The organism is Tropicibacter sp. S64 (assembly GCF_049803835.1).
GTDB lineage: Bacteria > Pseudomonadota > Alphaproteobacteria > Rhodobacterales > Rhodobacteraceae > Pacificoceanicola.
On record NZ_JBNAGK010000006.1, the window covers coordinates 94,320 to 119,752 of the forward strand.

The 25,433-nt window shown below is 65.0% G+C and carries 24 protein-coding genes and 1 tRNA gene; 13 read left to right on the top strand and 12 right to left on the bottom strand.

Annotated features, from left to right (window positions below; all coding sequences use genetic code 11):
• The first annotated feature begins 79 nt into the window (after positions 1–79).
• From ACP159_RS11145 to rpe, 7 genes are all read left to right on the top strand, one after another.
• Positions 80–1,126 (top strand): rod shape-determining protein, encoded by a 1,047-nt coding sequence (locus ACP159_RS11145; RefSeq protein ID WP_425099788.1) that lies wholly within the window; start codon positions 80–82, stop codon positions 1,124–1,126.
• A gap of 90 nt (positions 1,127–1,216) precedes the next feature.
• On the top strand, positions 1,217–2,140 hold the full coding sequence (gene mreC / locus ACP159_RS11150) for a rod shape-determining protein MreC (protein WP_425099789.1): 924 nt from the start codon (positions 1,217–1,219) through the stop codon (positions 2,138–2,140).
• Positions 2,133–2,672, top strand: a complete 540-nt coding sequence (locus ACP159_RS11155; RefSeq protein WP_425099790.1) for a rod shape-determining protein MreD — start codon at positions 2,133–2,135, stop codon at positions 2,670–2,672. Before mreC ends, ACP159_RS11155 begins: the two co-directional genes overlap by 8 nt.
• Entirely contained in the window at positions 2,669–4,585 is a 1,917-nt protein-coding gene (gene mrdA / locus ACP159_RS11160; protein ID WP_425099791.1) for a penicillin-binding protein 2, read from the top strand. Before ACP159_RS11155 ends, mrdA begins: the two co-directional genes overlap by 4 nt.
• Positions 4,582–5,721 carry a rod shape-determining protein RodA gene (gene rodA / locus ACP159_RS11165; RefSeq protein WP_425099792.1) on the top strand — a complete coding sequence of 380 codons (1,140 nt, stop codon included), beginning with the start codon at positions 4,582–4,584 and terminating at the stop codon, positions 5,719–5,721. The genes mrdA and rodA overlap by 4 nt, the downstream gene beginning before the upstream one ends.
• Before the next feature lie 16 nt (positions 5,722–5,737).
• On the top strand, positions 5,738–6,673 hold the full coding sequence (locus tag ACP159_RS11170) for a 2-hydroxyacid dehydrogenase (RefSeq protein WP_425099793.1): 936 nt from the start codon (positions 5,738–5,740) through the stop codon (positions 6,671–6,673).
• A gap of 33 nt (positions 6,674–6,706) precedes the next feature.
• Entirely contained in the window at positions 6,707–7,390 is a 684-nt protein-coding gene (gene rpe / locus ACP159_RS11175; protein WP_425099794.1) for a ribulose-phosphate 3-epimerase, read from the top strand.
• A gap of 46 nt (positions 7,391–7,436) precedes the next feature.
• Here rpe and ACP159_RS11180 read toward each other — a convergent pair whose 3' ends face one another.
• The 3 genes from ACP159_RS11180 to ACP159_RS11190 form a co-directional block, all read right to left on the bottom strand.
• Entirely contained in the window at positions 7,437–7,838 is a 402-nt protein-coding gene (locus tag ACP159_RS11180) for a PaaI family thioesterase (RefSeq protein WP_425099795.1), read from the bottom strand.
• 83 nt (positions 7,839–7,921) lie between these two features.
• Positions 7,922–8,386, bottom strand: coding sequence for a MaoC family dehydratase (locus ACP159_RS11185; protein WP_425099796.1), 465 nt, complete (start codon positions 8,384–8,386; stop codon positions 7,922–7,924).
• Complete coding sequence (locus ACP159_RS11190; protein ID WP_425099797.1) at positions 8,376–10,010, bottom strand: long-chain-fatty-acid--CoA ligase; 1,635 nt, start codon at positions 10,008–10,010, stop codon at positions 8,376–8,378. The genes ACP159_RS11185 and ACP159_RS11190 overlap by 11 nt, the downstream gene beginning before the upstream one ends.
• A 99-nt stretch (positions 10,011–10,109) precedes the next feature.
• On the opposite strand from ACP159_RS11190, the gene ACP159_RS11195 reads away from it, so the two are divergent.
• Positions 10,110–11,120, top strand: a complete 1,011-nt coding sequence (locus ACP159_RS11195) for an NADP-dependent oxidoreductase (RefSeq protein WP_425099798.1) — start codon at positions 10,110–10,112, stop codon at positions 11,118–11,120.
• Between the two features lie 102 nt (positions 11,121–11,222).
• Here the strand turns inward: ACP159_RS11195 and ACP159_RS11200 are convergent, their stop codons facing one another.
• From ACP159_RS11200 to ACP159_RS11210, 3 genes are all read right to left on the bottom strand, one after another.
• Entirely contained in the window at positions 11,223–12,152 is a 930-nt protein-coding gene (locus ACP159_RS11200; RefSeq protein ID WP_425099799.1) for an SMP-30/gluconolactonase/LRE family protein, read from the bottom strand.
• Positions 12,153–12,239: 87 nt separating this feature from the next.
• Positions 12,240–12,316, bottom strand: a tRNA-His gene (locus tag ACP159_RS11205).
• Between the two features lie 75 nt (positions 12,317–12,391).
• Complete coding sequence (locus ACP159_RS11210) at positions 12,392–12,871, bottom strand: GNAT family N-acetyltransferase (RefSeq protein ID WP_425099800.1); 480 nt, start codon at positions 12,869–12,871, stop codon at positions 12,392–12,394.
• Positions 12,872–12,952: 81 nt separating this feature from the next.
• On the opposite strand from ACP159_RS11210, the gene ACP159_RS11215 reads away from it, so the two are divergent.
• Positions 12,953–13,156 (top strand): DUF6324 family protein, encoded by a 204-nt coding sequence (locus tag ACP159_RS11215; RefSeq protein WP_425099801.1) that lies wholly within the window; start codon positions 12,953–12,955, stop codon positions 13,154–13,156.
• 32 nt (positions 13,157–13,188) lie between these two features.
• Positions 13,189–14,490, top strand: a complete 1,302-nt coding sequence (gene hisD / locus ACP159_RS11220; protein WP_425099802.1) for a histidinol dehydrogenase — start codon at positions 13,189–13,191, stop codon at positions 14,488–14,490.
• Positions 14,491–14,646: 156 nt separating this feature from the next.
• On the opposite strand, the gene ACP159_RS11225 is transcribed toward hisD, so the two are convergent.
• The 5 genes from ACP159_RS11225 to ACP159_RS11245 all read right to left on the bottom strand — a co-directional run bounded on the left by ACP159_RS11225 (position 14,647) and on the right by ACP159_RS11245 (position 20,903).
• On the bottom strand, positions 14,647–16,188 hold the full coding sequence (locus tag ACP159_RS11225; protein ID WP_425099803.1) for an ATP-dependent DNA helicase: 1,542 nt from the start codon (positions 16,186–16,188) through the stop codon (positions 14,647–14,649).
• A 65-nt stretch (positions 16,189–16,253) separates the two neighbouring features.
• Entirely contained in the window at positions 16,254–16,892 is a 639-nt protein-coding gene (locus tag ACP159_RS11230) for an acyl-homoserine-lactone synthase (protein ID WP_425099804.1), read from the bottom strand.
• A gap of 114 nt (positions 16,893–17,006) precedes the next feature.
• On the bottom strand, positions 17,007–17,735 hold the full coding sequence (locus tag ACP159_RS11235; protein WP_425099805.1) for a helix-turn-helix transcriptional regulator: 729 nt from the start codon (positions 17,733–17,735) through the stop codon (positions 17,007–17,009).
• A gap of 354 nt (positions 17,736–18,089) precedes the next feature.
• Complete coding sequence (gene ccrA, locus ACP159_RS11240) at positions 18,090–19,376, bottom strand: crotonyl-CoA carboxylase/reductase (RefSeq protein WP_425099806.1); 1,287 nt, start codon at positions 19,374–19,376, stop codon at positions 18,090–18,092.
• A gap of 168 nt (positions 19,377–19,544) precedes the next feature.
• Positions 19,545–20,903: a 1-acyl-sn-glycerol-3-phosphate acyltransferase gene (locus ACP159_RS11245; protein WP_425099807.1), complete on the bottom strand. Its 1,359-nt coding sequence runs from the start codon at positions 20,901–20,903 to the stop codon at positions 19,545–19,547.
• Between the two features lie 298 nt (positions 20,904–21,201).
• Between ACP159_RS11245 and ACP159_RS11250 the strand changes: the two genes are divergently transcribed.
• The 3 genes from ACP159_RS11250 to deoD all read left to right on the top strand — a co-directional run bounded on the left by ACP159_RS11250 (position 21,202) and on the right by deoD (position 24,440).
• Positions 21,202–23,238, top strand: coding sequence for a protein meaA (locus ACP159_RS11250; protein ID WP_425100017.1), 2,037 nt, complete (start codon positions 21,202–21,204; stop codon positions 23,236–23,238).
• 175 nt (positions 23,239–23,413) lie between these two features.
• Positions 23,414–23,722, top strand: a complete 309-nt coding sequence (locus ACP159_RS11255) for an H-NS family nucleoid-associated regulatory protein (RefSeq protein WP_425099808.1) — start codon at positions 23,414–23,416, stop codon at positions 23,720–23,722.
• A 13-nt stretch (positions 23,723–23,735) separates the two neighbouring features.
• Positions 23,736–24,440 carry a purine-nucleoside phosphorylase gene (gene deoD, locus ACP159_RS11260; protein WP_425099809.1) on the top strand — a complete coding sequence of 235 codons (705 nt, stop codon included), beginning with the start codon at positions 23,736–23,738 and terminating at the stop codon, positions 24,438–24,440.
• Between the two features lie 93 nt (positions 24,441–24,533).
• Here the strand turns inward: deoD and ACP159_RS11265 are convergent, their stop codons facing one another.
• Positions 24,534–25,382: an urea carboxylase-associated family protein gene (locus tag ACP159_RS11265; RefSeq protein WP_425099810.1), complete on the bottom strand. Its 849-nt coding sequence runs from the start codon at positions 25,380–25,382 to the stop codon at positions 24,534–24,536.
• Positions 25,383–25,433: the final 51 nt, after the last annotated feature.

The following is a 25,433-nucleotide window of genomic DNA, read 5'->3' on the forward strand; positions in this document are numbered from 1 at the left end:
AGAGGGCGCGGGCCTATAAGGGCATCTGGTCCGGACTTCGGGGAGTCGCGGGCCAATCAGATTATGGGGCAGAGCTCGAATGTTTGGACTGGACAGACTCCTAGGCGCGTTTTCGTCGGATATGGCGATCGATCTCGGGACGGCGAACACGCTTGTCTACGTGAAAGGCCGCGGCGTGATCCTGTCGGAGCCTTCCGTGGTGGCATACCACGTCAAGGACGGCGTCAAGAAGGTGCTGGCCGTGGGCGAGGACGCCAAGCTCATGCTCGGTCGAACGCCCGGCAGCATCGAGGCCATCCGCCCGATGCGCGAGGGGGTGATTGCCGATTTCGACACCGCCGAGGCGATGATCAAGGCGTTCATCCGCAAGGTGCACAAACGCTCGACCTTCTCCAAGCCCAAGATCATCGTCTGCGTCCCGCACGGCGCAACCCCGGTGGAGAAACGCGCGATCCGTCAGTCGGTGCTGTCGGCGGGCGCACGCAAGGCGGGGCTGATCTCCGAGCCCATCGCGGCGGCCATCGGCGCGGGCATGCCCATCACCGACCCGACCGGCAACATGGTCGTGGACATCGGCGGCGGCACCACCGAGGTGGCGGTGCTCTCGCTCGGTGACATCGTCTACGCCCGCTCCGTGCGCGTCGGCGGCGACCGCATGGACGAGGCGATCATCAACTACCTGCGCCGTCAGCAGAACCTTCTGGTGGGCGAGTCGACGGCGGAGCGGATCAAGACCTCCATCGGCACGGCGCGGATGCCCGACGACGGGCGCGGCTCGTCGATGCAGATCCGCGGGCGCGACCTGCTGAACGGCGTGCCGAAGGAAACCGAGATCAGCCAGGCGCAGGTGGCCGAGGCGCTCTCCGAGCCGGTGCAGGCGATCTGCGAGGCGGTGATGACGGCGCTGGAATCGACCCCGCCGGATCTGGCGGCGGATATCGTCGACCGGGGCGTGATGCTCACCGGCGGCGGGGCGCTGCTGGGCGATCTTGACCTTGCGCTGCGCGAGCAGACCGGCCTTGCGGTGTCGATTGCCGACGAGAGCCTGAACTGCGTGGCGCTCGGCACCGGCAAGGCGCTGGAATACGAAAAGCAACTGCGCCACGCCATCGACTACGACAGCTGACGCGGCCTTGGGGTGAGGAAATTTTTAGATTAAAAATTTGCTCACCCGGCACCCGCGGCGCGCCCGGGACCGATCCTTGGTTGAGAGCCCATGGCCTATGACCGAAACAGCGATGATTTCACCACACCGCTGAAGCGTCTGCTTCTGGCGATCCTGGTGCTGTGCCTGCTCGGCATCTTCCTCGTCTGGCGCATCGACAGCCCGCGCGTCGAACGCTTCCGCGCCCGGGTGGTGGACGCGGTGGTGCCCAACATGGACTGGGCCATGGCGCCGGTCACCGGCACGATCAACATCTTCCGCGACTTCCAGAGCTACCAGCGCATCCACGAGCAGAACCAGGAGCTGCGCCGCGAGCTGCGCCAGATGACGGCGTGGAAAGAAGCGGCGTTGCAGCTGGAGCAGGAGAACGCCCGCCTGCGCGACCTGAACAATGTCCAGCTCGACCCGCGCCTGACCTATATCACCGGCGTCGTCCTCGCCGATTCAGGCTCGCCCTTCCGGCAGTCCGTGCTGATCAACGTCGGCTCCCGCGACGGCATCGTCGACGGGTGGGCGACGATGGACGGCATCGGCCTCGTCGGGCGGATCAGCGGCGTCGGCAAGCAGACCAGCCGCGTGATCCTGCTCACCGACACCACCAGCCGCATCCCGGTGGAGATCCAACCCTCCGGCCAGCGCGCCATGGTGGCGGGCGACAACACCGCCGCGCCGCCCATCGACTTCCTCGAAGACGCCGATCAGGTCCGCGCCGGCGACCGCATCGTGACCTCCGGCGATGGCGAGGTCTTCCCGCCGGGCCTGCTCGTCGGGCAGATCGCCAAGGACCCGGGCGGGCGTCTGCGCGCGCGTCTTGCGGCGGATTACGAACGGCTCGAATTCCTGCGCGTGCTGCGCGACCACGGCGCCCGGCGGGTTTCCAATCCCTCCGCCCTGATCCTGCCGCGCGAGCTTCCTGATGCGGGCGATCCGGAGGCCGAGGCCGCGCCCGCTCCGGAGGGCCAGGGCGATGGTTGAGCGCGGACCCGGCCACATCTGGGCGATGCGCGGGATCTACCTCGCCTTTGCCTTCGTCGTGATCTTCGTCCACCTGCTGCCGCTCCAGACCACCCCGCGCCAGTTCGCCGGTCCGGACCTGCTCGTCGCCCTGACCTTCGCCTGGGCGCTCAGGCGGCCCGACTATGTCCCGGCGCTGCTGATCGCGGGCGTCATGCTGCTGGCCGACTTGCTGTTCGGCCGTCCGCCCGGGCTCTGGGCGCTGCTGGTTCTGATGGGCTCGGAGTGGCTCAAGCGGCGCGACCGGCGGATGCGCGACACCACCTTCGTGGCGGAATGGCTGACCGTCGCGACCCTGCTGGCCATGCTCACGATCGGCTACCGCCTCGCTCTCGGGATCTTGATTGTACCGGGAGGCGCGCTTTTCCTGTATGTCATGCAATACGTCATGACGGTTCTGGCCTACCCGGCGGTGGTCGGCCTGAGCCACGTGCTGTTCCGGGTGCGCCGCACCACACCCGGGGAAATTGATCCGATGGGACGCAGCCTATGAAACGGACACCGCGAGAAACGGCCGAGAGCGCCGTGCGCATCACCCGCCGGGGCCTGATCCTCGGCGGTGGGCAGCTGGCATTCGCCGGTCTGCTGGCGCTTCGGATGCGCCACGTGCAGGTGGACCAGGCCGACGAATTCCGCCTGCTCGCCGAAGAGAACCGCATCAACATCCGCCTGATTCCCCCCTCGCGCGGGCGCATCTTCGACCGGAGCGGCGCGGTGATCGCCGAGAACGAGCCGACCTATCGCATCACGCTGGTGCGCGAGGACGCGGGCAACGTCGAGGAAGTCATCAAGCGGCTGTCGATGCTGGTCGAGCTGGACGAGGACGATCTGAACCGCGCACAGGCGGAAATGAAGCGCACGCCGCCGTTCTTTCCGGTCACCGTCGCCGACCGGGTCAGCTGGGCCGACATCAGCCGCGTCGCGGTCAACGCCCCCGCCCTGCCCGGCATCGTGACCGAGGAGGGCTACAGCCGGGTCTACCCGCAGCACGACACCTTCGCCCATGTGGTGGGCTACGTCGGGCCGGTGTCGGACCGCGATCTGGCCCGTTTCGAGGACCCGCCGCCCCTGCTGCGCATCCCGCGGTTCCAGATCGGCAAGGTCGGCGTGGAGGCGAAGTTCGAGGAGGAGCTGCGCGGCAACGCCGGCGCCAAGCGCGTCGAGGTCAATGCCGTGGGACGCGTCATGCGCGAGCTGGACCGGCGCGAGGGCGAGGCCGGGGCGGACCTGCAGCTGACCGTCGACAGCGAATTGCAGGAGTACGTCAAGGCGCGTCTGGGGCCGGAAAGCGCCAGCGTCGTGGTGATGGACCTGGAAAAAGGCGACCTGCTCGCCATCGCCTCGGCGCCGTCCTATGACCCGAACCTCTTCGTGCGTGGCATTTCCGTGGCGGATTACAGCGTGCTGCGCGACAACGACCACCGCCCGCTGGCATCGAAGACGGTGCAGGACGCCTACCCGCCCGGCTCCACCTTCAAGATGGTCACAGCGCTGGCGGCCATGGAAGCGGGCGTCGTCGGCCCGGAGGACACCGTCTGGTGCCCCGGCCACATGGAGGTCGGCTCCCGCCGGTTCCATTGCTGGAAGCGTGTGGGCCATGGTCACATGAACCTCGAATCCGCCCTGCGCGAAAGCTGCGACGTGTATTTCTACGATCTCGCCCTGAAAGTGGGGATCGAGAACATCGCCGCCATGGGCCGCCGTCTCGGCCTTGGCGAGGCGCACAATCTGGAAATGTCAGCCGTCACCGCAGGGCTGATGCCCGACAAGGACTGGAAGCAGCGCGAGCGCGGCGCGTCCTGGGTGATCGGCGACAGCGTCAACGCCTCCATCGGCCAGGGCTTCGTGCTGACTTCGCCGCTGCAACTGGCCGTGATGACCGCGCGCATCGCCACCGGGCGGGACATCTCGCCGCGTCTTGTCAAGAGCATCAACGGCGTCGAGACACCCTCGCGCGGCGGCAGCCCGATGGGCTTGAACGAGAACCACCTGCGCATGGTCCGGCGCGGCATGTACGCGGTGACCAACAACCGGCGCGGCACCGCGTACCGCTCGCGGATCATCGGCGAGGGCTACCGCATGTCGGGCAAGACCGGCACGGCGCAGGTCCTGAACCGTATCGTCAAGAACGACGCCCCCTGGGAGGAGCGGGACCATGCGCTCTTCGTCAACTTCGCCCCTTCCGAAGCCCCGCGCATCGCGGTCTCGGTGGTGGTGGAACATGGCGGCGGCGGCTCGGCGGCGGCGGCGCCCATCGCGCGGGACGTGACCCTGCAGGCGCTCTACGGCGGCGATCCGCCGCTCGACGCCTACCCGACCAACCTGCGCGGCACCATCAAGGAGCAGCAGGAGCGGCTGGCCCGCGAGCGGGAACAACGGGCGGCGGAGCGGAACACCCGCGCATGACCTATCTCGAGTATTCCGTCAAAACCGTCCCGACCGGCTGGCGCAAGATCCTGTACCTGAACTGGCCACTGGTGGTGCTTCTGACCGCCGTGGCCTCGGTCGGCTTCCTGATGCTCTATTCCGTGGCGGGCGGCAGCTTCTCGCCCTGGGCGGAGCCGCAGATGAAACGCTATGGGCTCGGTCTCGCGGCCATGTTCATGGTCGCCATGGTGCCGATCTGGCTCTGGCGCAACCTTGCGCTGCTCGCCTACCTGATGGCGCTGTTCCTGCTGCTGCTGGTGGAGTTCTTCGGCTCCGTCGGCATGGGGGCGCAGCGCTGGATCGACCTCGGCTTCATGCGCCTGCAGCCCTCCGAACTGATGAAGATCACCCTGGTGATGTTCCTCGCCGCCTATTACGACTGGTTGCCGCTGCACAAGACCTCGCGCCCGCTCTGGGTGCTGCTGCCGGTGATCATCATCCTGGTGCCGACCTTCCTGACGCTGATGCAGCCGGACCTCGGCACCGCCATCCTGCTGACCGTGGGGGGCGGGCTGATGATGTTCCTCGCCGGCGTGCACTGGGCCTATTTCGCCACGGTCATCGCGGCGGGGGTGGGCGGCATCTGGGCGGTGTTCGAGAGCCGGGGCACCGACTGGCAGCTCCTGAAGGAATACCAGTTCAAGCGCATCGACACCTTCCTCGATCCCTCCACCGATCCGCTCGGCGCGGGCTATCACATCACCCAGGCGAAGATCGCCATGGGCTCCGGCGGCTGGACCGGGCGGGGCTTCATGCAAGGCACGCAATCGCGGCTGAACTTCCTGCCGGAAAAGCACACGGACTTCATCTTCAACACGCTGGCGGAGGAATTCGGCTTCGTCGGCGGCTTCTCCCTGCTGGCGCTCTACGTGCTGGTACTGGTGTTCTGCATCGTCGCCGCGATCCAGAACCGCGACCGCTTCTCCTCGCTGCTGACCCTCGGTATCGCGCTGACCTTCTTCCTGTTCTTTGCCGTCAACATGTCCATGGTCATGGGCCTCGCGCCGGTCGTAGGGGTTCCTTTACCCCTTGTGAGTTATGGCGGCTCTGCGATGCTGGTGCTGATGATCGCATTCGGCCTCGTGCAAAGCGCGCATATCCACAGGCCGAGATAAGGCAGAAGGCATCTCGATGACTGTTACCATTCTCTTCGCCGCCCCGTCCGAGGATTGGGCGGAGTACGAAGCCCCCTTGACCGACGCTCTGGACGCCACCGGGCTGGACTATCGCATCGGACCGGACCTCGCGCCGGAGACGGTGGACTACATCGTCTACGCGCCGTCCTCAAAGGTGCAGGATTTCAAGCCCTTCACCCGGCTGAAGGCGGTTCTGAACCTCTGGGCCGGGGTGGAGAAGGTGATCGGCAACCCGACGCTGACCGTCCCGCTGACCCGCATGGTCGACGAAGAGGGTCTGACCCAAGGCATGGTGGAATGGGTGACGGGGCACGTACTGCGCCATCACCTCGGGATGGACCGGCACATCGTCAACCCGGAGGGCGTCTGGGAGCACGAAGCGCCGCCGCTGGCGCATGACCGGCCGGTGACCATCCTCGGCATGGGGGCCCTGGGCAAGGCCTGCGCCCGGACGCTGCGCCACCTCGGCTTCCCGGTGACCGGCTGGAGCCGCAGCGAGAAGCGCATCGCCAATGTCAAATGCGTCCACGGCGAGGCGGGTCTGGCGCAGGCGCTGCGCGGGGCGCAAATCGTCGTGCTGCTGCTGCCGGAGACACCGGGGACGCAAAACATCCTGAACGCGCAGTCGCTTGCCCTGCTGCATCGCGGCGCGGTGGTGATCAACCCGGGGCGCGGGCCGCTGATCGACGACGCGGCCCTGCTGGCGGCGCTGGACAGCGGGCAGGTCAGCCATGCGACGCTCGATGTGTTCCGGGTGGAGCCCTTGCCGGGCGATGATCCCTACTGGACCCATCCGAGGGTGACGGTCACCCCCCATGTGGCCTCCGAGACACGCCCCGGCTCCGCCTCGCGGGTGATTGCGGAGAATATCCGGCGGTCCGAGAACGGCATGCCGCTCCTGCATCTTGTTGACCCGCTGGCGGGGTACTAAGCAGGGGCCAACGCCCTTTTCAGGAGACCCGCCATGCCCTTCGACCGCTCCATCAAGATCGCCCCGTCGATCCTCTCCGCCGATTTCGCCAATTTCGGCGCCGAGATCCGCGCCATCGAGGCGCAGGGCGCGGACTGGGTCCACGTCGATGTCATGGATGGCCACTTCGTGCCGAACCTGACCTTCGGCCCGCCCGCCGTGAAGGCCTTCCGTCCGCATGTGAAGACCTTCATGGACGTGCACCTGATGATCGCGCCGGTGGACCCTTACATCGAGGCTTATGCCGAGGCGGGCGCGGACATGCTGACCGCGCATGTGGAGGCCGGGCCGCACATCCACCGCACCCTGCAGGCGATCCGCGCAGCAGGCATGAAGGCAGGCGTCGCGCTCAACCCCGGCACCCCGGCGGAGGCCGTGCGCGATCTGCTGCCGCTGGCGGACATGGTACTGGTGATGACGGTGAACCCCGGGTTCGGCGGGCAGAAGTTCATCGACATGACAGCGAAGGTCCGCGCGGTGCGCGAGATGATCGGCGACCGCGAAATCCATATCCAGATCGACGGCGGCGTCGATCCGGTCACCGCGCCGCTGGTTGCGGCGGCGGGGGCGGATGTGCTGGTCGCGGGATCAGCGGTGTTCCGGGGCGGATCGGTGGACAGGCCGGAGGTCTACGGCGCGAACATGAAGGCGATCCGTGACGCTATCGCCGCCGCCTGACGCGACGGTCGTTGAGAAAAATTTCAGACTGAAATTTTTCTCGCCGTCATTCCCCGCGGCGATAGCGGAACACGCCGGTGCCCTTGGCGATCACCTCGCCGGTCTCGTCCTCGACCACCCCTTCGGCGAAAAAGGTGCTCTTGCCGCCGCCGGTCCTGCGGCCCGTGGCGATGAAGACCTCCCCTCGGGGCCGCGACAGGTACTGCACGTTCAGGCTGAGCGTCAGGCACATCTGCCGGCGCTCCGGATCGCCGGTCCAGCACCCGGCATAGCCCATGGCGGTATCGAGCAGCGAGGCATGTGCCCCGCCGTGCGGATTGCCGTGACGGTTCAGGATGAAAGGCGCGAGCGGCAATTCGAACCGGGCAAACCCCTCTGACCAGTCGCGCATGACCATGCCGATATGGGCCTGCCACGCGTAGGGCTCCTCGCAAAACCGATCGTCCATGGCCTCTGTGTCCTTCCTGCGGGGCTGCGGCGCGGCGACGGAGCGCCGCACAGGGCCTCGTTCTAAGGCCCCGTCGCGGGAGGTCAAGGCCGCTGCGCCGCAGCATCCTCTGCCAGAAAGAAGCGCGTGATCCAGTTCGCCGCCAGCGCCGGACGTCCCTGCCCCTCGATCTGCACCTCGACGTCCCAATGCACGTCGAGCGCGCCCTCGCGTTCGTCCACGGAGGCCACGGTGAACACCCCGCGCACCCGGCTGCCGACGCGCACCGGGCTGACGAAGCGGATGCGGTCGAAGCCGTAGTTGACGCTGGAGGTCACGCCGGGCAGGTCCGTCACAACCTGGTAGGACATGGCCGAGAGCATCGAGAGCGTCAGGAAGCCATGCGCGATGGCCCCGCCGAAAGGCGTCTCCGCCGCTGCCCGGTCTTCGTCGAGATGGATGAACTGCCAGTCCTCCGTCGCGTCCGCAAAGGCCTTCACCTTCGCCGCGTCGAGGGTGAACCAGTCGGTGGTCGCCGGGGCCCTGCCCCGCAGGTCGTCAGCCAGCATCGGGCAGCACGTATCCGTCGAACTGCTGGCGCAGCGTCAGCTTGGAAACCTTGCCCGTCGCCGTCAGCGGCAGTGCCTCGACGCATTCCATGGCATCGGGCAATTGCCATTTCGCGACGTGTTCCAGCATCATTTCGTGGATCTCCCCAAGCTCCGGCGGATCGCCCGCGTCCCTCGGCACCACCACCAGCAAGGGCCGCTCGTCCCATTTCGGATGCGGAATGGCGATCACCGCGCAGGAGGCCACCTTGGGATGCGCCATGGCGATGTTTTCGAGGTCGATGGAGGAAATCCACTCGCCGCCGGACTTGATAAGGTCCTTGGCGCGGTCCTGAATGGTCAGGAAACCGTCCGGGTCGATGCTCGCCACGTCGCCGGTGCCGAACCAGCCGTCCTTGTCGAAGGCCGCCGCGCTGGCCTCCGCGTTGTTGAAATAGCCGGAAATGATCGTGTTGCCGCGCACGTAAAGCTCGCCGGTGGCCTTGCCATCGTTCGGCAGGGTCTCGCCCTGCTCTCCGACGATCTTCAGGTCGACGCCGAACACCCGCCGCCCCTGCTTGGCCTTCAGGGTCATCTGCCTGTCGTGGGGCTCGCTCTGCATCGGTTTCGAGAGCTGGCCATGGGTGCCGACCGGACTCATTTCCGTCATGCCCCAGGCGTGGCAGACATCGACGCCGCGTGTCTCGAAGAACTCGATCATCGAGCGTGGCGCGGCGCTGCCGCCGATCACCAGCTGGTCGAGCGCGGAGGGCATCGTGCCGCGTTTCTCGATCTCGGCCCGGAGGCCGAGCCAGACCGTCGGCACGCCCCAGCTGGCGGTCACCTGCTCGCTTTCCATCAGGTCATGGACCGAGGCGCCGTCGAGTTTGCCCCCCGGCATGATGAGCGAGGCCCCGGCAATCGGCGCAGCATAAGGCAGGCCCCAGGAATTGACGTGGAACATCGGCACCACGGGCAGGATGCGCGATCCCTCATGCAGGCTGCGCGGGACGGAGACCGTGATGAACAGCGCGTGCAACACCGTGGAGCGATGGGTATAGAGCGCGCCCTTCGGGTGCCCGGTGGTGCCGGAGGTATAACACAGGCCAGCCGCCGTCTCTTCGGGCAGCATCGGCCAGTCATAGCTCTGCGGTTGGCCGTCGAGAAGTTCCTCGTAACAGGCGAGGTCCAGCTTGCTGTCCGGCATATGCGCCCGGTCGGTCATGACAACCAGCCGGAGGCTGTTTGGCAGGTGCTCCGCCAGCGCCTCCAGGATCGGCACGAAGGTCAGATCGGCGAAGAGGACCTTATCCTCGGCGTGGCCGATGATATAGAGCATCTGCTCCGCGCTCAGCCGGGGGTTGATCGTGTGACAGACCGCTCCCATGCCGCTGATCGCGTAGTAGAGTTCGAAATGGCGGTAGCCGTTCCAGGCCAGCGTCGCCACCCGGTCCCCGGGCTTCACGCCCAGCCCGGCCAAGCCGTGTGCCAGTTGCGCGGTGCGCCGGAACGCCTTGGCATAAGTCTCGCGGTGCAGGTCACCCTCGCAGCGCACCGAGACGATCTCGCCGCCCGGATGCGAGTCCGCCCCGTAGCGCAGGATCTCGATGATCGAGAGTGGCATGTTCATCATCATACCGTGCATCGGGCCCTCCCTTGCCGTCCGCTGTTCGTCCCCTACAGTGGGCGAGAGTGGACCGGGGGTGCAAGCCCTCAATCAAGCATGACCCGAGGGGAGACGATCATGACCGACCAGATGCGCCGCATCACGCTGGCCCGCAGACCGCAGGGCGCGCCGGTGCCGGAGGATTTCGCGCTCGAAACAGGCCCGGTGCCGGAGCCGGCAGCGGGCGAGGTCCTGGTGCAGGTCACGCACCACTCGCTCGACCCCTACATGCGCGGGCGCATGGACGACGCGGGCAGCTATGCGGCCTCGGTGAACCTGGGCGAGACGATGATCGCACAGGGCGTCGGCACCGTGCTGGCCTCGAAAGCCGACGGCTTCGCGGCAGGCGACAGTGTCACCGGCATGACCGGATGGGCCTCCCACGCGGTGCTGAAGGCGCAGGACCTGCGCAAACTCTCACCCGATGTGCCCGCGACCACCGCCCTCGGCGTGCTCGGCATGCCGGGTTTCACCGCCTGGCAGGCGCTGCGCGAGTACGGACGGCCGAAGGCAGGCGAGACGCTGGTCATCGCCGCCGCCACCGGCCCGGTCGGCGCCATGGTCGGCCAGCTGGCGAAGGCACAGGGCCTCAGGACGGTCGCCATCGCCGGGGGCGCGGAGAAATGTGCGCTGGCACAGGACACATTCGGTTTCGACGCCGCCATCGACCACCGGGCGCACGACGACGCCGCCAGCCTGCGCAAGGCGCTGGCCGACGCCTGCCCGGACGGCATCGACATCTACTGGGAGAACGTCGGTGGCAAGGTGCTCGAAGCGGTCATGCCGCTGATGACCATCGGCGGCCGCGTGCCGGTCTGCGGCACGATTGCCTGGTACGGCGGCGGCGCCTCGGACAAGCTGCCGCAGATCTGGCGCACGATCCTGACCAAACGCCTCAGCGTCAACGGCTTCATCATCTTCGACCACTGGTCCGCCTTCCCGGCCTTCCTCGACGAGATGACACCGAAGGTCGCAAACGGCGAGATCGCCTACCTCGAAGACATCACCGAAGGCCTTGAAAACGCCCCGAAAACCTTCATCGCCATGCTGAAGGGCGGCAACACGGGCAAGACCATCATCAAGGTCTGAGGGGGGCACGGCGCCCCGTCTTCTTTGGTCCACAAATACCTGGGGGCTCCGGGGGCAAAGCCCCCGAATGAAAATTTTGTCCCGGCAAAATTTTCCCCCGCCTCAGACGTACGGCACACCCTGCGCCCGCACATGCAAGGCATAGACGGACTGGCTCGCGGCCATGTAGAGGCGCGTGCGGTACGTCCCGCCGAAACAGACGTTGGCGCAGCGTTCCGGCAGGTGGATCATGCCGATCGGCGTGGCGTCGGGGGCAAAGATCCGCACGCCGTTCAAACCCGGACCCACGCCCCAGCCGCACCAGAGGTTGCCGTCCGTGTCGAGCCGGAAGCCGTCCGGCGTACCCTGTTCGCCCGCCTCGATCAGGCGGCGGCCGTTCGAGACGGAGCGGCCGTCCGCAGAGACGTCAAAGGCATGGATGCAGCGCGGCACGCCGGATTGCACCACGTAGAGGACGCTTTCGTCCGGCGAGAAGGCGAGCCCGTTCGGGTGGTCGATATCCTCTATCACCGCCGTCAATTCCCCTTCTGGATCAATGCGGTAGACGTTCGTCGGCAGTTCCGGCGCGGCCTTGTAGCCCTCGTAATAATCGCGAATGCCGAAGGTTGGGTCGGTGAACCAGACGGAGCCGTCGGACTTCACCACCACATCGTTCGGCGCGTTCAGCCGCTTGTCCCGGTAGCTGTCCGCCAGCACCGTCACCGTGCCGTCCAGTTCGGTTCGCGTCACACGGCGGTGCCCGTGTTCGCAGGACACCAGCCGCCCCTGCCGGTCCCGGGTATTGCCGTTGGTGTGCGGACCGCGCCGGAAGACGGAGACCGCGCCGGTCTCCTCCTCGATCTTCAGGATCTGGTTGTTCGGAATGTCGCTGACCAGCAGACAGCGCAGGTCGCCGAACCAGACCGGCCCCTCGGCCCAGCGCATGCCCGTGTGCAGGCGCTCGACGGCGGCATGGGTGACGAGAAGCGGGCGAAACCGCTCGTCCAGCACCTCGATCCTCGGGTCCGGATAACATTCGGATTGCTGCCACATGGCGTGCCCTTCTCTTCCCTGTTCGCAAACAGAAAAGCACGGCATCCCGCCGGGTTACAGCGCAAAACACCAGTCTCGGGTGGGGAGTGGTACCACCTCCCCGGCTCGAACGGGGGACCTCCTGATCCACAATCAGGCGCTCTAACCAACTGAGCTAAGGCGGCACTGGCGGCGGGATACAATCTGCAAATCGCGAATGCAAGACCGAATCCCGACGTCTCCGGGCAAAATTCTAGCAGCTAGAGCGCGATTTCCCAAGCCTGCTCCACGAGGTCGACACCGAAGCTGTGCACCGGCTCGGAGCGGGTCAGCGTCCAGCCGGTCGCGGCATAGAGGGCACAGGCGGCGCGGTGGCTTTCGTGGGTCCAGAGCACCATCTTGCGATACCCGGCGGCGCGCGCGAAGGCCATGTTGGCATGCAGCAGCCGCTTGCCCAGCCCCTTGCCCCGCGCCTCCGGCTTGAGGAAAAACAGGCGCAGCTTGGCCGTCTCCTCGTCCAGCCTGACGCAGAAGATACTGCCGAGCCGCACACCGTCCTCCCATGCGATGAACCCGCGCTCCCGCGACGGATCGTGCCCCGCGGCGAAGTCCCGCAGGATGCTCGCGACCAGCGCGCCGAAACTCGAATCGAAGCCCTCGGCCTGTGCGTAATGCGTGCCGTGCTGCTCCACGAGCCAGCCGATGTCCTCCGGGCTGAAGGGGTCGAGTGTGACGGTCATGGCGCAGCATGACCCTGCCCCGCCTTGCAAAGCAAGCCCCGCCCGGCTACCTGTCCAAGTCAAAACAAGGTGGACCACCCCATGGGCATCAACGACGAACGCGACATCGAGGCGAACCTGCAGATCGGGCCGACCGATCAGGGCATGGTGCGGCTGTTCATCTATGGCGACGGGCTGGAAATCCCGATGGATTTCGAGCCCGAGGAAGCGGAGGAGATCGCCGAGGAACTCCTTGCCGCCGCGAAGGGTGCCCGCAAGATCAAGCCGCCGAAGAAAGGGCGCTGACGCGCCGTCTTTCCCTTATCGAGGACACTGCCATGCCGGTCTTTCTGGACAGTTCCCAGGACGATTTCGAGCGCGCCTTCACCGGGCTGCTCAATGCCAAGCGCGAAGACAGCCCGGACGTGGACGACACGGTCGCCGGGATCATTGCCGATGTGCGCGCGCGCGGCGATGCGGCGGTGCTGGATCTGACGGCGAAATTCGACCGGATGACGCTCGATGCGGCGGGGATGCGGTTCTCCGAGGCGGAGATCGCGGCGCTCTGCGCGCAGGTCCCGGAAGACGAACGGCGAGCGCTGGAAGTGGCCGCCGAGCGCATCCGCGCCTACCACGTGCGGCAGATGCCGGAGGATGCCAGCTGGACCGACCCAGAAGGCGCGACGCTGGGCTGGCGCTGGACGGCGGTCTCGGCGGCGGGGCTCTATGTGCCGGGCGGGCTGGCCTCCTATCCCTCCTCCGTTCTGATGAACGCGATTCCGGCGAAGGTGGCCGGGGTGCAGCGGTTGGCGATCACCGTGCCGACGCCGGACGGCGTGGCCAACCCGGCGGTGCTGCTGGCCGCGAAAATCGCCGGGGTGGACGAGATCTACCGCATCGGCGGGGCGCAGGCGATTGCCGCGCTGGCCTATGGCACGCAAACGATTGCGCCAGTGGACAAGATCACCGGGCCAGGCAACGCCTTTGTCGCGGCGGCGAAGCGGCGGGTGTTCGGCAAGGTCGGCATCGACATGATCGCCGGGCCGTCGGAGATTCTGGTGATTGCCGACGCGGACAACGATCCGGACTGGCTGGCGCTCGACCTGATGAGCCAGGCGGAGCATGACGAAAGCGCGCAATCGTTGCTGATCTGCACCGATGCGGCCTTTGGCCGGACCGTGGTGGCGGCGGTCGAGGCGCGGCTGGAGACGCTGGAGCGGCGGGCCATCGCGGGCGCAAGCTGGCGCGACTTCGGCGCGGTCATCACGGTGCGCGATCTCGATGAGGCGGCGGCGCTGTCGAACCGGATCGCGCCGGAACACCTGGAACTCTGCGTGGCGGACCCGGAGGCGCTGGCGGCGAAATGTGTGCACGCCGGGGCGATCTTCCTCGGCCCGTGGACGCCGGAGGCGATTGGCGACTACATCGGCGGGCCGAACCATGTGCTGCCCACGGCGCGTTCGGCGCGGTTCAGTTCCGGCCTGTCGGTGATGGATTTCCTCAAACGCACGACACTGGCGCGGATGTCGCCGGAGGCCTTGCGGGCGATTGGTCCGGCGGCGGAAGTGCTGGCGAAGTCCGAGAGCCTCGAGGCGCATGGGTTGAGCGTGACCGCGCGTCTGGAGAAGCTGAACCGATAAAGGTTTCGCCGCGATTCGCGCGTCGACCGGCGCGTCCCTGTGGGACGCGCGGAATGCACCTGCGGCGCATGCGGGGGCTCTGCCCCCACGCCGCCTTCAGCGGCTCCCCCGAGGGTATTTCTGGACCAAAGGGATGAGGGACTGTTTTTCTGCCGGTCAAAGCAGCGGTGGGCCGTCTTCTTCCATTTCCAGAGCCAGCGGCGCGGGCGTGCCGCCGAGGTCGTCGATCCGGAGACCGTCCGTGGGGCGGGACAGGCGGTTGCGCACGACCCAGAGCAGGCGCGACTGGGCGCGGGTGATGGCGACATAGGCCAGGCGTTTCCAGAGCGGTTGCCCGGCTTCGGTGCGGCCCATGCGGGCGGCGGCGTAGAGATCGGGGGCGAAGACCTGCACGTCGTCCCACTGCGAGCCCTGCGCCTTGTGGATCGTCACCGCCGCGCCGTGCAGGAAGGTGGCGCCCATGCGGGCGGCGTAGGGGATGAAGGGCTCTTCCTCGTCGGGTTTCTCGATCTTGACGATGGAGGCGGCGGAGACCTGCGGCTCCAGCGCACCCATGACGTGCAGCTTGGAGAAACCGGGTTTGCGGCCCGGTCCGAGGTAGATGACCTGCGCCCCCTTGATCAGACCCCGGGCCTCCAGATCCAGACGTTTCTTGCGGTGTTTGAGGGGCAGTTCGATGCCGTCGCAGATCAGCGGCTCGCCGGGGAGGAGCTCGGTTTCCGGTGCACCATGCACGGCACGGAAGGCGTTGATCAGGCGGATGCGGGTGGCGTTGCGCCAGACGAGGACCGGGGAGCGGGCCATCAGGTCGACCTCGACGCGCTGCGCCCAGACGACGCGGTCGTCCTTGCGGGCGGTCTCTTCGACCAGCCGCTCGAAATCTTCGAAACCGAGGTCCGGGTCCGCCAACGCATGGGCGAGGTCGAGAATCGGGTTGTCGGCGGCCTGCCGGTGGATGCGGTGCAGCTCCATCTTCAGCTTGTCGTCGATGGAATCGAAGACAAGCTTGCCGGACTGGTTCACCGGGGCAAGCTGCGCCGGGTCGCCGAAGAGGACGAGGTTGGGGAAGATTTCCTGCAGGTCCTCGAACTGCTTGTCGTCGAGCATCGAAGCCTCGTCGACGAAGCCGATGTCGAGTGGCTCGTCGCGCCGCTTCCATCCGGTGATGAAGTCGCTGCCTCTGAGGCCGGCCGCCGCGAGGGCCGCCGGAATGGACTTGTGCGCCTCGTAGCTGGCCACGGCCCGCGCGTAGGCCTCGTCCGACAGCTCTTCCAGCTCCGGCTTCTCGCCATTGCCGGTGAGCCATTCCGCCAGCTTTTCGTATTCGGGATCGTAGACCGGGGTATAGATGATGCGGTGGATCGTCGTCGCCGGAACGCCGCGCATGCGCAGCACGCTGGCGGCCTTGTTCGTGGGCGCGAGAATGGCGAGGGTGCGCTTCTCGCGGCGGCGGCGGCTTTCGTAATCGCCCGAGACGATCTCGACCCCGACCGCTTCCAGCGCCTTCACCAGCTCCGCCAGAAGCAGCGTCTTGCCGCTGCCCGCCTTGCCCATCAGGGCCATCAACCGCTGGCGGCCTTCCTGCGCCGGAAGGCAGAGCCCTTCGTCCAGATCGACACCTGCGCCGCGCAGCAGCGTCGTGACCTGGTCGTAGGCATGGGCTTGATCGTCGGAGAGAATGAGGGCCGGGGCGTTCATGCGCGCACCCTAGCCGGGCCGCCGGACGGGCGCCAGCGAAAGCGCCCTGTCCGGCCTTGCGCAGGTCAGGCGGCGGCGAGTTCCTGGGTGGTCATGGCATTGCCGAAGGACAGCTCGAACCAGCGCTTGGAGAGGTCGATGGAGAGGCCCGCGCTTTTCGCGACGGCGCGCTGGGTGTCCTCGGTAAATTCCCACAGACCGACGGAAATCGCCTCGCGGCCTTCGCCGATGGTGCCGAGCACTTCCGGGCAGGAGCCGATGCGGCGGAAGACGCGAACCATGTGGGCGAAGATGACGCCGACGAAGTGCTCGACGCCGAACTCTTCCATGATGTGCCCGGCCGCGAGCATCAGCGCTGCGGCGACACCGGGGCGGGCGCCCGGGGCGAGACAGAAACGGGTGCATTCCCAGATCAGCGGCGACTGGATCGTCACCCCGTCGGTCAGATGGGTGAAATGGTCGTTCACCATGGTCGGCCCCATGGTCGGCATCAGCCGCAGCGAGCCGCCATGCGAGCCATCGGCATTCTGCCAGATGATGTAGAGCGGGTTTTGGTGATCGTATTCGTCGCGCTCGAGGCCGTCGGCATCCACCGACACATCCCAGTCGTGGCGGGATTTGAACTGCGCCGCGCGGTCTTCGAACATGGTGCGGGCAAGGCGCGGGAACTTGTGGAGGTCTTCGCCGTAAACGTAACGGATCATTGTGTTTTTCCCCTGATCTCTGGATCGTCGATGGGGAAAATCTGCGCTGGCCCGATTAACGAGACTTCACTGCGGCGCACGGATGGTTAAGCCGGAATTCATCCAGCTTAACAATTATACAACGATCAATCCCCGGCTCAGCGCCCGGGCGACCGCGTGGGTGGTGTTCATCGCGCCGAGTTTATGGCGCGCACTTTCGACGTAGACCCGGAGCGTGTGCTCGGAGATCGACAGCGAGTCCGCCGCTTGCGCCCTGTTGTATCCGATGGCCAGGAGGGTCATGGCCTCGATCTCGCGGGGGGACAGGGGCTGGGAGGCTTCGGGCTTGCGGCCCGGCTCGAACTCCAGCGCCTTCTGATTGAACGAATGCGCGATCAGGATCAGGTCTCGGCGGTGTTTGCGGGTAAAGGCCTCCCAGTCTTCGTCACTGCAGGAGTGGTTGAGGGTGAAATGGGCAAACTGCCCGTTCGGGCCGCGGATGGGGATGGAATATCCTTGATTTCCAACACCATGCGCGATGGCATCTTGCATGAAGGCGCGCGCCGCCTTGCTGGACCAGTCGAGTTGTTTCCAGTCGACAGGGTGGAAATGCTGGTAGCAGCCGATGATGACCGGGTCGATGCGCAGATAGCCCTTCGCGATGTAGCGCTCGACCCAGACCATGTCATAGGTGCCGCATCCATATTGATCCCCGTCGCTGTTGACCCAGTGATAGATCAGGTGATCGACGCTGAAGGCATCACGCAGCGTCTCGATGATCCCCTGCAGGTCATCAAGACAATCCGCGCACTCCAAACGCTCGATCAGCGCTTCCAGCTGCGGTACGGTTTCCGCAAATGCCACCTTTGGTCCCCTCAACACGGGACGCCAACTCGGCTTCGGCAACGAGCTGCACTTCGTTCAGCTGCGACGCGAGCGTCGGCAAGCCGTTCGAACGGGCAAACGTTTCGAGGTCGGTCAGTACGTCGAGTATCCAATCATGTCCCATGGTGAACCTCTCTCCTGGGTGGTTAATGAAGCGTTAAAACAACTGTAGCATGAGGCCATTTCGGTAAATATTCGCGAGTTTTCACTCCCCAAAAACTGCGAGGGTCCGATTTTCCAAGTGATTGTTTTCCGTAGACCGAGCCTGGAACGAAAGACGCCCGCGAAAGCCGGGAGGCGATTCGCGGGCGTCGGACGTGAGTCGGCCTGTGGTTACTTGCCGGCTTCGAGCGCGTCCTCGAAGGTACGCAGCCCGGTGCGGGGGGCCTGCACCAGCACCGCCATGTTGCCGGGCTTGTGCTCGTTGCGGAGCATCTTCATGTGCGCCGCCGGAATCTCCGCCCAGGGGAAGACCTCGGACATGCACGGATCAAGACGCCGCTCGATCATCAGGCGGTTGGCGCTTGCGGCCTGCTTGAGGTTGGCGAAGTGCGAGCCCTGCAGGCGCTTCTGGTGCATCCACATGTAACGCACGTCGAAGGTGCAGTTGAACCCGCTGGTCCCGGCGCAAATCACGACGATTCCACCCTTTTTCACCACCAGCGTGGAGACCGGGAAGGTCGCTTCACCGGGGTGTTCGAAGACCATGTCGACGTTCACGCCCTTGCCGGTGATGTCCCAGATCGCCTTGCCGAACTTGCGCGCTTCCTTCAGCCAGTCGTTGTATTCGGGCGTGTTGACCGTGGGCAGCTGACCCCAGCAGTTGAAATCCTTGCGGTTGATGACGCCCTTGGCGCCCTGGTCCATGACGAACTGGCGCTTCGATTCGTCGGAGATCACGCCGATGGCGTTGGCGCCGGCCGTGTTGGCCAGCTGGATCGCGTAAGAGCCAAGACCGCCCGAGGCACCCCAGACCAGCACGTTCTGGCCCGGCTTGAGCTCATGCGGGTGGTGGCCGAAGAGCATCCGGTAGGCGGTGGCCAGCGTCAGCGTGTAGCAGGCGGCCTCTTCCCAGGTCAGGTGCTTGGGCCGCGGCATCAGCTGCTGCGCCTGCACGCGGGTGAACTGGGCAAAGGAGCCGTCACCGGTCTCGTAGCCCCAGATCCGCTGCGAGGGCGAGAACATGGGATCGCCGCCGTTGCACTCCTCGTCGTCACCATCGTCTTGATTACAATGGATAACCACCTCATCGCCGACCTTCCAGGTCTTCACCGCAGAGCCGACTTTCCAAACGATCCCGGAGGCATCGGACCCGGCGATGTGGTACTCCTGACCATGCACATCGAAGGGGCTGATCGGCACGCCCTTGCCTGCCCAGACACCGTTGTAGTTGACGCCCGCCGCCATGACGAGAACCAGCACCTCGTGGCTGTCGATCTCCCAGGTGTCGACCACTTCCTGCTGGAAGGACGTGTCCGGATCGCCATGGCGCTCGCGACGGATGTTCCAGCAATACATCTTCTTGGGCACGTAACCCAGGGGCGGCATCTCTCCGAGCTCGTAGAGGTCTTTCTCCGGCGCGTCGTATTGGGCAATGCCCGTCTGCAGATCAAGTGCCATGGCGGCCTCCTGTTTATCAATTTGTTAACCTTTCGCCTCTGCAGCGCAGAATCAAGGTTTGAAGCCCTGAATACGCATGGCCGCGCAACATTGCAACACCTTGGAGTTTGTTTTTGAAATTTTATAACCGAGCGAACGCAGAAAACTCCGTGCGTTTGCAGAAAACCATCAGGTTTCCTTGGCTATCAGCAGATGTGCGATGGAGTTGGCATAAAATTTCGCAATGTCGGTCTTGTCCGGGCCGATCTGGAAAAGGCCTTGGCGTTCGCTCACCACGCCCCGTTCCATCAGCGCACGCAGGCCGGTTTCGACCGCGTAATCGCGGTTGTCCCTTGGCAGGTGAACGTGACTTTCCTCCAGATCTTTCAGGCACTTGGAGAAGGAGACCTCGATCTCGGCGCGGGTCATCGGGGCCTTCAGAAGGATATGACTGACGAGCGGCACAGACAGCACCGGCACGATGGCCGCGATACGCGCCATCAGAGCGGCGCTAAGCGCTTCCGGATTCTCGGAAATTTCCGGATGCCGACGAAGCGAGAGCGGTGCGCCAAAACTCACGGCGGCATATCCGAAGCGGTGGAACCGCCCGGTGATCCGCAGCCAGAGCTGTTTCAGGATCGCAAACGTGACGTGGCTGATCGACGCCCCGAAACGCTCGGACCCGGATTTGTCCTTTGCAATCAGCACCGTATCTTCAAGAACACGGTCGTAGTTCAGCGCCACCGGAACGAAGACGACATCGCGGGCGTCAAGGTCGAGGTCTTCGAGGATATAGCTCAGAAGGCCGAGTTTCGGCGGGCGCAGGGCACCGTCCAGACTGAGACCGCCCTCGGGGAAAATCGCCTGAGTCACACCACCGCTTGTGGCCATCTGGACATAGCGCCGCAAGACCCTGCGGTAGAGTGCATCGCGGGACCGGCGGCGGATAAAATAGGCCCCCATCGCGCGGATCAGGACGGAGAGCGGCCAGACATGCGCCCACTCCCCCACCGCGTAGGACAGGGTTGTGCGGTCGGCGGCGAGATGGGTGACAAGGACATAGTCCATGTTGGAGCGATGATTCATAACGAAAATCACTGTCGCATCGGGATCGACGCCCGCCAGTTTGGCCGCGTCCGCGTGACCGAGGCGGACGCGGTAGAGGGCGTTGGACAGGAAACGTGCCCCGCGCACCCCCCATCCGAAATAGGCGAACGCAGAAAACGACGGTACGATCTCCCGAGCATAGCGCCGGGCGCGCTGGAAGGCGACGTCTTCGCGGACACCGTGCTCTTGCGCGAAATCCACAATGGCTTGTGTCACCTCCGGATCATAACACAACCTCTGGATCAGATCGTAGCGACGGAGCAGTTTGAAGGGCTGGATCGGACGTTGCAGGCGCGTGTTGAGACGGGCCACTGCCCGCTCCATCCGGCGGCGGAAAAACCAGCGGACAGAGGGAAAGAGAAAATGCGAGGCAAATGTCACCGCTGCGAAGAGCAGGATGAGCACGAAGAGCCAGAGCGGGAGCGTCACCGGGTGAGTCATGGTTAACAAGCGTCGCAGGGGTGGCAACGGGGGGCAAGAGGGGCATTCTGTACAAAACTCGGATCGAATCGTACCGAACTCGGGCCGTTTTGGCCGCCTCGCGGTAAATGACGTCGCGTCGGAGGTGTCGTGCCCGGGTTGACGCGCCGAACGCCGGGAGTTTGGTACAAAATGCGCCGAGTTTCGTACAAATTCCCCCTGCCCCGCCTTGTGCCGCAGCGCGGCGACTCCCCAAGATGCTGCAGCTGCGGTATCTTTCGCGGGACGCTGCATCGCGGCGAATTGACAGGGTCATAAAATTTCGTGTACCCATCCCCGAACGCAAGATGATTGCCGTGACGTTTTCCGCCCAACGGAGGCCCCGATGACCGAAACGACCGCTCCCACCCGCGACAAGCCCTGGCTCATTCGTACCTATGCCGGCCATTCGACCGCCGAAAAATCGAATGCGCTCTATCGCGCGAACCTGGCCAAAGGGCAGACCGGCCTTTCCGTGGCGTTCGATCTGCCGACCCAGACCGGATACGACAGCGATCATATCCTGAGCCGGGGCGAGGTTGGCAAAGTCGGCGTGCCGGTCTGCCACCTTGGTGATATGCGGACGCTGTTCCAGGATATTCCGCTGGAGCAGATGAACACCTCGATGACGATCAACGCGACGGCACCCTGGCTGCTGGCGCTTTATATCGCGGTGGCCGAGGAACAGGGCGCAGACGTGGCGCAGTTGCAGGGCACGGTCCAAAACGATCTGATCAAGGAATACCTGTCGCGCGGCACCTATATCTGTCCGCCGAAACCGAGCCTGAAGATGATCGGGGATGTGGCGGAGTATTGCTATCACAATGTGCCGAAATGGAACCCGATGAACGTGTGTTCCTATCATCTGCAGGAGGCCGGCGCGACACCGGAGCAGGAGCTTTCCTTCGCACTGGCCACCGCCATTGCCGTGCTCGACGAATTGAAACCGCGGGTGGCGGAAGAGGATTTCCCGGCGCTTTGCGGCCGCATTTCGTTCTTCGTGAATGCCGGCATCCGGTTTGTTACGGAAATGTGCAAGATGCGGGCGTTTGTCGATCTCTGGGACGAGATTCTGGCGGAGCGCTATGGCGTGGCGGACGCCAAATTCCGACGGTTCCGGTATGGCGTGCAGGTCAATTCGCTCGGATTGACCGAGCAGCAGCCGGAGAACAACGTCTACCGTATCCTGATCGAGATGCTGGCGGTCACGCTGTCCAAGAAGGCACGCGCCCGGGCGGTGCAATTGCCGGCCTGGAACGAGGCGCTTGGCCTGCCGCGACCCTGGGACCAGCAATGGTCGATGCGGATGCAGCAGATCCTGGCCTACGAGACCGACCTGCTGGAATACGATGACCTGTTCGAGAACAACCCGGCAGTGGAAAGAAAGGTTAACGCGCTGAAAGAGGGCGCACGGGCCGAACTGAAGAATATCGAGAGCATGGGCGGCGCGATTGGCGGCATCGACTATATGAAAGGTCGCCTGGTGGAGTCCAATGCCGACCGCCTGAACCGGATCGAGCGCAATGAGACGGTGGTGGTTGGCGTGAACCGCTGGACCGAGGGTGAGGCCTCGCCGCTCGTGGGCGAGGACGGCGGAATCATGGTCGTCGACCCGGCGGTCGAACAGGAGCAGGTGGCACGCCTGAACGCCTGGCGCGCGGAGCGCAACGAAGGCGCCGTGCGCGCGGCGCTGTCCGACCTGAAGGCCGCGGCACAGGAGGGACGCAACGTCATGCCCGCGTCGATCGCCTGCGCCAAGGCGGGTGTGACGACGGGCGAATGGGCCGGCGAGATGCGCAGCGTGCATGGCGAGTACCGGGGTCCGACCGGGGTCAGCAAGGCGGTGTCCAACAAGACCGAAGGCCTTGAGGATATTCGCGAAATGGTCGACGCGGTGTCCAGCCGCCTGGGCAAACGGCTGAAGTTTCTTGTGGGCAAGCCGGGCCTCGACGGGCATTCCAACGGCGCCGAACAGATCGCATTCCGTGCCCGAGACTGCGGCATGGAGATTGATTACGAAGGCATCCGGCTCACGCCCGAACAGATCGTCGAGGCGGCCAAGGACGGCGCCCATGTGATCGGTCTGTCGATCCTGTCCGGAAGCCACATACCGCTCCTAGAGGACGTCATGAAACGCCTGCGGGAAGCGGGCATGACCATTCCTGTTGTGGTTGGCGGAATCATTCCCGACGAAGACGCGAAACGGCTGCTGGCGATGGGCGTGGCCAAGGTGTACACTCCAAAGGATTTCGAATTGAACGCCATCATGCGCGACGTGGTCACCCTCGCCGATCCAAAAGCCGTCGCCGCCGAGTAAATCTCAACTCTGGTAAGAATAGTTAACGAGCCGCTCCCTTAATTGGTGAGCGGCTTTTTGCCGTTTATAGACCATTTTTCTGCTTTTAACCTGTGGTTAACATCCTGACACAAATGTCCTCTTGTGAATGCAGAGAATTTTTTTATTTGTCTCATTACAGAAATGGAGTCCAAACATGACAATCGACTTGGAAAGCCTGTCCCGGGAAGAGTTGCAAACACTGATCAAGGACGCGCAAAAAGCGTTGAAATCGGTGGACGCGCGTCGCCGGGCAGAAGCGAAACGCGCTGCGGAAGATGCGGCGAAGAAATTCGGCTATTCTCTGGACGAGGTTATCGGCGCCGGTGCCAAGGGTTCCAAGGGTGCGCCGAAATACGCCAACCCCGAAGACCCGAGCCAGACCTGGACGGGCCGCGGCCGCAAGCCGAATTGGGTGATCGCCGCCCTGAAGGCCGGCACTTCGCTGGACGAACTGAGCCTCTGATCGGCGCGCGGTCATGACAGTTCATATTGGCGCAAAACCGGGGCAGATTGCCGAGACTGTGCTTCTGCCCGGAGACCCGCTGCGGGCAGAATGGGCCGCACAAACGTTTCTCGACAATCCCGAATGCGTCAACCGCGTGCGGGGCATGTTGGGATATACCGGGACGTACAAAGGCAACCGGGTGACGATCCACGGCTCGGGCATGGGGATGCCGAGCCTTTCGATCTATGTCAACGAGTTGATCCGCGACTACGGTGCCAAGACGCTGATCCGAATTGGATCCTGTGGCGCAATGCAAAAGTCCGTGAACATCCGTGACGTCATTCTGGCAATGACGGCCTCGTCGCTTTCCACGCCGTCGCGCGGTATATTCCGGGAGTTGAATTTTGCGCCCTGCGCGAATTTCGAATTGCTGCGCAATGCCGCGGAGGTTGCAAAGCGGCGTTCCATTCCACATCACGTTGGCGGCATATATTCCTCCGACGTCTTTTATGACGAACGACCGGATCTGAATGACCAGATGGAGCGCCACGGAATACTGGGTGTAGAAATGGAAGCGGCGGAGTTGTATAATCTGGCCGCGCGGTTCGGAGTCCGGGCGCTCGCGGTGCTGACGGTATCGGACCACCTGCTGACCCACGAGGCGCTGCCGTCGGACGAGCGGGAACGGTCGTTCGGCGATATGGTCGAGATCGCTCTCGAGGCGGCCTTCGCCTGACCCCGACCTGCCAACTCCTGCCCTATCGCGAACCGCAGGGCGCCGTGCCGTCCTGCGGTTCATTCGTGCCCGGGTGCGGGGCAAAGCCCCGCCCTACAGGCCGTGGCTGCGGTCGTAACCGCTCCGCTCCGGCGGCCCCCAACCGGCCAGCACAGCCGGATCCGGCGTGAGGATGTCGACCCGCAGAGGATGGCAGACCGCGACGTCGGAACTATGCTCGGCGCTACAATCGCCGCCGGGGCAGGCGCTGAGCGCTCCGAGGAGGTCTATCTCGGCAAACAGCGTGAGGTGGTCGCCCGGGCGTGCCGGGCTTGCCTTCATGAAATACCGGGATGTGTCGCGGGTGAAGCCGGTGCACATGAAGACGTTGAGGACATCATGGACGTGCGGCTCCGCCTCCGCGCACGAAAGCCCCGTGGCGCGCGCAAGGGCGCGGGTGAGGTTCGAGTGGCAACAGTGGTGGTAGTCGTCCCCCTCGCTGAGCAGCCTGTGCGTGTAGGGATCGCACCGGGTGCCGATCACGTCATGCACCGCGCCGCCGTGGGCGTCGATGCCGTACCAGTCGAGACTGTCGGCAACGAGAGTGGCCATCGGGCGCAGGTGCGGCAAGGCGCTCCACAGCCGGTCGCCGGTGGTCACATGGGTGCCGTGCAGCGCCCGTGTCTTGCCGGAGAAGAAGCGCTCGGACAGGTCGTCCGCATGCCACAGGTTGAGATCCCCGACCTGTGACCCTGTCGTACAGGCAATGCGGAAGAACTGCCCCGCGCGGACCCGAAACGCGCAGGCATCGCGGGGCGCGGCTGTGTGGGTTGCGGTGACCTCTGCGGTGGACAAGGCGCGCGTATAGAGGTCGAGGTCTGGTTGCGGCAGTGTTTCGGTCGGATAGCAGATCACCGGCGGGATGGCGCGGCGAGCGGCGGCGTCGGGCGGCGGTTGGGTCATGGCGGTCACCTGGGCTTTCGCTCCTGTATGGCGACTGTCGGAACATCTTGT